The organism is Kitasatospora sp. NEAU-69, from assembly GCF_057158765.1.
Genome location: NZ_JBWXUE010000020.1, coordinates 159,570 through 166,235, shown reverse-complemented (window position 1 = coordinate 166,235; position 6,666 = coordinate 159,570). Strand labels below are relative to the sequence as shown.

Genomic DNA, 6,666 nt, shown 5'->3' with positions numbered 1-6,666 from the left:
GCGACCGGGTGCCGGTCGCGCCCCGCTCCGGGGGTGGGGGTGGGGGTGGGGGTGGGGGTGGGTCAGGTGGTCGTCGTCAGCGCAGCGCCGCCAGCACCGCGCCGGCCATCGCCTGCTCGCCGGTCGCGTTCGGGTGGAACGGGACGGCGGGCGAGCCGGGCAGCGCGCCCTCGATCCAGCGGTCGGCGGAGCAGACGTCGTGCCCCTGGGTCGCGGCCGCGGTGTCCACGTACGTCGCGCCGTTGGCCGCCGCGGTGGCGGAGAGCATGCCGTTCAGCTGCCCGAGGATCCCGTGCAGGTATGCGACGTCGCCGACGGTCACCGGCTGCTCGCCAGCGCAGGTGGAGGCGTCGGCCGGCAGCACGGACGGGTAGCCGACCAGCAGCACCTTCGCGGCGGGGGCCTTCGCGTGGATCTCCTGCAGCGCGCTCGCCAGCTGCGGTGCGGCGGCGTTGATCCGGTCGACCAGCGTGTCGTCGCTGCTGTACTGCCAGGTCCAGCCCGAGTTCCAGCTCCAGGCCCAGTGGCCGTCCTCGTAGACGTCCTTGCACGGGGTGCCGAACGGGTTGACCACCGCGCCGGCGATGCAGGTGGCGATCACGTCGCCGATGCCGATGTCCGAGGTGCCCAGGTCATTGCCGCCGATGCCGAGCGTGACCAGCTTGGTGTCGCCGGAGAGCGCGTTCAGCTGCGGGTCGTTGACCTTGAGAATCGCGTCGTATTGCGAGCTGTCGAGATTCTTGATCTTGGCGGCCGCGCACGTGACGTCGGTGTACGACGTGGTGCCCAGGGCGGCCGCGACCAGGTGGCCGTAGTTGTGGTCGGAGCGCAGGCAGAGGCCGGCCGACTGGTCGGGCACGCCGGCGCCGGCCGCATAGGAGTCGCCGAGTGCCACATAGGAGCTGTAGGAAGTGGTGTCGGCGGCCGCCGAATTGGCGGTCAGGCCGATCAGTGCGCCGACCAGGGCGAGGCCGCTGAACAGTTTCCGGGCAGGGGTGAGCACGGTTCCTCCTGGGGGAGAGAAACAAAAGGGTGGGGGTCTGAGCTGGGGTGTTGGGGGCGTGCCGGCGTGCTGGGGGCGTGCTGGGGTGTGCAGACTGCCGCGGCTGCTACTGACAGGTAAGTTACCGTCAGGTTTCCAGTGCGTCTACAGAATCAGTTGACGCAATTTCCTGAAATTCCACCGGTAATTTCGCGTCGCACTGGAGCGAAATTCAATGTGCCACGGTGTTCGCGAATTGGCTCGGTTGACGCTCGGGTGTCCAGGCAGCAGGATCGGTCCACCCCACCGGCCGCTCCTGGAGGACCCCGCGCATGGCACTGGACGCCGACGTCATCGTGATCGGAGCGGGCCTGGCCGGGCTCGCCGCCACCGCTGAACTCGCCGACGCCGGACGGCGGGTGATCCTGCTCGACCAGGAGCCGGCGGCCTCGCTCGGCGGCCAGGCGCACTGGTCCTTCGGCGGGCTCTTCCTCGTCGACTCGCCCGAGCAGCGCCGGCTGCGGATCCGCGACTCCGTCGAACTCGCCTGGCAGGACTGGCAGGGCACGGCCGGCTTCGACCGCCCCGAGGACCACTGGCCGCGCCAGTGGGCCCGCGCCTACGTGGACTTCGCCTCCGGCGAGAAGCGGGCCTGGCTGCGCGCGATGGGGGTGCGGCTCTTCCCGGTGGTCGGCTGGGCCGAGCGCGGCGGGCTGCTGGCCAGCGGTCCGGGCAACTCGGTGCCGCGCTTCCACATCACCTGGGGCACCGGGCCGGGGCTGGTCGAGCCGTTCGCCCGGCGGGTCCGCGCGGCGGTCGCCAAGGGGCTGGTCGAGCTGCGGTTCCGGCACCGGGTCACCGGACTGAGTGCGACCGCGGGCGCCGTGGACACGGTCAGCGGCGAACTGCTGGTGCCCAGCGGCGCCGAGCGCGGCACGGCGTCCTCCCGGGTGGTGGCCGGGCAGTTCGAGCTGCGCGCGCAGGCGGTGATCGTCGCCTCCGGCGGCATCGGCGGCAATCACGAGCTGGTCCGCAAGGCCTGGCCGGCCCGGCTCGGCACGCCGCCCGCCAAGCTGCTCTCCGGCGTCCCGGCCCATGTGGACGGGCTGATGCTGGACGTCGCCGCGCGGGCCGGCGGCAACCTGGTCAACGGCGACCGGATGTGGCACTACACCGAGGGCATCGAGAACTGGGACCCGATCTGGGCCAGGCACGGGATCCGGATCCTGCCCGGCCCGTCCTCCCTCTGGCTGGACGCGCGCGGCAACCGGCTGCCCGTCCCGCTCTTCCCGGGCTTCGACACGCTCGGCACGTTGGAGCACATCATGCGCACCGGCCACGACCACACCTGGTTCGTGCTCACCCAGAAGATCATCGAGAAGGAGTTCGCGCTCTCCGGCTCCGAGCAGAACCCGGATCTGACCGGCCGCAGCATCCGCCAGGTGCTCGGCCGCGCGCTGCCCGGCGCGCCGGGCCCGGTCGAGGCGTTCAAGCGGCACGGCGCCGACTTCGTGGTCGCCGACCGGCTGGCGGACCTGGTGCGCGGGATGAACGCACTGACGGCTCGCGACGGGACCGGGCAGGAGCTGATCGAGGAGGCCGCGCTGCGCCGCGAGATCGAGGCCCGGGACCGCGAGCTGGCCAACCCGTTCAGCAAGGACCTCCAGGTCACGGCGATCCACGGCGCCCGCCGCTACCTCGGCGACAAGCTGATCCGCACCGCCGCCCCGCACCGGCTGCTCGACCCGAAGGCCGGCCCGCTGATCGCGGTGCGGCTGAACATCCTGACCCGCAAGTCGCTCGGCGGCCTGGAGACCGACCTGTCGGCGCGGGTGCTGCGCGCGGACGGCGAGGTGCTGCCCGGCGTCTACGCGGCGGGCGAGGCGGCCGGCTTCGGCGGCGGCGGGATGCACGGCTACCGTTCGCTGGAGGGGACCTTCCTCGGCGGCTGCCTCTTCTCCGGCCGGACGGCGGGCCGGGCGGCCGCGGCGGCCACCGCCTGACGAACCGTCGGGCCGGTGCGCCGGAAGGATGAACGGTCAGCCGGCCGGTCGACACGTGTTCACCGACGTGCCGGCCACCCGCCACCTGCCGCTGGAAGAGTCCTGGCCATGGATATCCCACGCATGGGCGTGCCCGAGAAGCTCGCCGACCGCATGAGCATGGCCGAGCAGCACGAGTACCTGCGCGGCAAGCACTCGCGCCGCCGGATGCTGCGCGGCAGCGCGGTCACGGTCGGCGCGCTCGCCGTCGCCGGCACGCTGGGCACCGGCAACGCGTTCGCCACGCCGACGCTGGTCACCGATGCCGCGGTCACGGACGGCTCGGCGGTCATCCCGGTCGGCCGCCATCTGCAGTTCGGGCCCGAGCCGGACACCCAGATGCGCGTCTCCTGGCAGGTCCTGTCGCCGGTGAAGAAGCCGTTCCTGCGCTTCGGTCGGCAGCCCTGGGACCTCGGTCACAAGGTCGACGCCGACCTGCGCTCGCTGCACACCCCGGCCCTGGTCCCCGGCCAGGTCGCGGTCGACCAGTACTACCTGCACGTGGAGCTGGAGAACCTGCAGCCCGACACCACGTACTACTACGCGGTCGGCCACCAGGGCTTCGAGCCGACCAGGCAGCAGCCGATCGCGACCATCGGCAGCTTCCGCACCGCGCCGTCCCGGGACGACCGCTGGGGCCGCATCTACCAGCCGTTCACCTTCACCGCTTTCGGCGACCAGGGTGTCAGCGCGGATGCCAAGGCGAACGACAACGTGATCCTGGCGCAGAAGCCGGTCTTCCACCTGCACGCCGGTGACATCGCGTACGCCGACCCGATGGGCCAGGGCCTGGACAGCGACAAGAGCGCGTTCTCCGCCACCACCTGGGACACCTTCCTGCAGCAGACCGAGACGGTCGCCGCGAAGATCCCGTGGATGGTCTCCTACGGCAACCACGACATGGAGGCCTGGTACTCGCACAACGGCTACGGCGGCGAGAACGCCCGCTGGTTCCTGCCGGACAACGGCCCGGACCCGCGCGTCGCGCCCGGCGTCTACTCGTTCCGGTACGGCAACGTCGGTGTGATCTCGCTGGACGCCAACGACGTCTCGTACGAGATCCCGGCCAACCTCGGCCTCACCGCCGGCCGGCAGACCCAGTGGCTGGAGCGCCAGCTGCGGGACTTCCGCGAGGACGAGACGCTCGACTTCGTGGTCGTCTTCTTCCACCACTGCGCGTTCTCCACCACGACCGCGCACGCCTCCGAGGGCGGGGTCCGCGAGGCATGGGTGCCGCTGTTCGAGAAGTACCGGGTCGACCTGGTGATCAACGGCCACAACCACGTCTACGAGCGCACCGACGCGATCCTCGGCAACAAGGTCTCCAAGGCCGTCGAGAGCGGCGACAGCTTCGAGCCGGCCAAGGACGGCGTGGTCTACGTGACCGCGGGCGCCGCCGGCCGCAGCCTGTACTCGTTCGGCGCGCCGCAGTCGTACGAGGGCCACGAGGACCGGGTCGACTCGATCGCCACGTTCTACAACGCCAAGGGCCGGCAGAAGGTCACCGAGACGGTCGAGTGGTCGCGGGTGCGCTACCTCGGCTACTCGTTCATCAAGGTCGACGTCACCCCGGCGCGCCCGGGTCACAAGTCCTCGATGAAGGTCACCGCACTGACCGAGACCGGCCAGCAGGTTGACCACTACACGATCCTGCGCGACGCCGGCCAGTGCTGGGACGGCGATGGCGACGGCGACGACTGGTCCTGGAACTGAGCTGCGGAACCGACCGCGCCGACGCGTTCGGCGGGTTCTGACACTACGTGAGCCGACCGTGCCTCGGCTCCGGGACGGCGTCCGCTGACGGACGGGCGTCGCGGGCGGCCCCTCGGGAGACAATCTCCTGAGGGGCCGTTCGGCTTCGCAACGTTTTCGAAAGGTCAGGGCCGCATGTCACAACAGGTCAGGGGCGTCATCGCCCGGCGCAAGGGCGAGCCGGTGCAGGTGGAGACGATCATCGTGCCCGACCCCGGACCGGGCGAGGCGGTGGTCAAGGTCCAGGCGTGCGGCGTCTGCCACACGGACCTGCACTACCGCGAGGGTGGCATCAACGACGACTTCCCGTTCCTGCTCGGCCACGAGGCCGCAGGCGTGGTGGAGAGCGTCGGCGAGGGCGTGACCGAGGTCGCCCCCGGCGACTTCGTGATCCTCAACTGGCGCGCGGTCTGCGGTCAGTGCCGGGCCTGTCTGCGCGGCCGGCCGCAGTACTGCTTCGCCACCCACAACGCCAAGCAGAAGATGACGCTGCTGGACGGCACCGAGCTGTCGCCCGCTCTGGGCATCGGCGCGTTCGCCGAGAAGACGCTGGTCGCGGCGGGCCAGTGCACCAAGGTGGACCCGGCGGCCTCGCCGGCCGCCGCCGGTCTGCTCGGCTGCGGCGTGATGGCGGGCATCGGTGCGGCGATCAACACCGGCGGGGTGACCCGCGGTGACAGCGTCGCGGTGATCGGCTGTGGTGGGGTCGGCAACGCGGCCGTGGTCGGCGCCCGGCTGGCCGGCGCGGCCAAGATCATCGCGGTCGACATCGACGCCCGCAAGCTGGACACCGCGCTGAAGCTCGGCGCGACCCACGCCGTGCACTCCGCGACCGGTGACCCGGTCGAGGAGATCCGCGCGCTGACCGGCGGTCACGGCGCGGACGTGGTGATCGAGGCGGTCGGCCGTCCGGAGACGTACAAGCAGGCGTTCTACGCCCGCGACCTGGCCGGCACCGTCGTGCTGGTCGGCGTGCCGACGCCCGAGATGCAGCTGGAGCTGCCGCTGATCGACGTCTTCGGACGCGGCGGTGCGCTGAAGTCCTCCTGGTACGGCGACTGCCTGCCCTCGCGGGACTTCCCGATGCTGATCGACCTCTACCAGCAGGGCCGGCTCGACCTGGACGCCTTCGTCACCGAGACCATCGCGCTGGACGAGGTCGAGCAGGCCTTCACCCGGATGCACGGCGGCGACGTGCTGCGTTCGGTGGTGGTGTTCTGATGCAGATGATGCCCCCCGAGCCCGAGATCGAGCTCCTCGTCACCTCCGGCACCTTCGAACTCGACGGTGGCAGCTGGGAGGTGGAGAACAACGTCTGGATCATCGCGAACGACCGGGACGCCGTGGTGATCGACCCGGCGCACGACGCGCAGGCGATCGCCAACGCCGTCGGCGACCGCCGGGTGCTCGCGATCATCTGCACGCACGCGCACAACGACCACGTCAACGCCGCTCCGGCGCTGGCCGCGATCACCGGCGCGTCGATCTACCTGCACCCGGCCGACCTGCCGCTGTGGAAGCAGGCGCACCCGTCCGACAGCCCCGACGAGGAGCTGCGGGACGGTCAGCGGATCACCGTCGGCGGGCTGTACCTGCACATCCGCCACACGCCCGGGCACAGCCCCGGCGGGGTGAGCGTGTACGTGCCCGCGCTGGAGGCGGTCTTCACCGGCGACACGCTCTTCCAGGGCGGGCCGGGCGCGACCGGGCGGTCCTTCTCGGACTTCCCGACGATCATCGACTCGATCCGCACCCGGCTGCTCGACCTGCCGCCGCAGACCGTCGTGCACACCGGGCACGGGTCGACCACCACGATCGGCGAGGAGGCTCCGCACCTGGAGGAGTGGATCGCGCGCGGGCACTGACTCACACGCGGGCACTGATTCACAG

The 6,666-nt window shown here is 71.3% G+C and carries 5 protein-coding genes; 4 read left to right on the top strand and 1 reads right to left on the bottom strand.

Features of this window, described 5'->3' with window-relative positions; translation table 11 throughout:
* Positions 1-76: 76 nt before the first annotated feature.
* Positions 77-1,003: an SGNH/GDSL hydrolase family protein gene (locus AC060L_RS23225; protein ID WP_483800795.1), complete on the bottom strand. Its 927-nt coding sequence runs from the start codon at positions 1,001-1,003 to the stop codon at positions 77-79.
* 311 nt (positions 1,004-1,314) lie between these two features.
* Between AC060L_RS23225 and AC060L_RS23220 the strand changes: the two genes are divergently transcribed.
* From AC060L_RS23220 to AC060L_RS23205, 4 genes are all read left to right on the top strand, one after another.
* Positions 1,315-2,985, top strand: coding sequence for an FAD-binding dehydrogenase (locus AC060L_RS23220; protein WP_483800794.1), 1,671 nt, complete (start codon positions 1,315-1,317; stop codon positions 2,983-2,985).
* Positions 2,986-3,093: 108 nt separating this feature from the next.
* The gene (locus AC060L_RS23215; protein ID WP_483800793.1) at positions 3,094-4,737 is read left to right on the top strand and encodes a purple acid phosphatase family protein; all 1,644 of its coding nucleotides are present in this window, start codon (positions 3,094-3,096) and stop codon (positions 4,735-4,737) included.
* 174 nt (positions 4,738-4,911) lie between these two features.
* Complete coding sequence (locus AC060L_RS23210) at positions 4,912-5,997, top strand: S-(hydroxymethyl)mycothiol dehydrogenase (protein WP_483800792.1); 1,086 nt, start codon at positions 4,912-4,914, stop codon at positions 5,995-5,997.
* A complete protein-coding gene (locus AC060L_RS23205) occupies positions 5,997-6,641 on the top strand; it encodes an MBL fold metallo-hydrolase (protein ID WP_483800791.1) in 645 nt (214 codons plus the stop codon). Before AC060L_RS23210 ends, AC060L_RS23205 begins: the two co-directional genes overlap by 1 nt.
* Positions 6,642-6,666 lie beyond the last annotated feature (25 nt).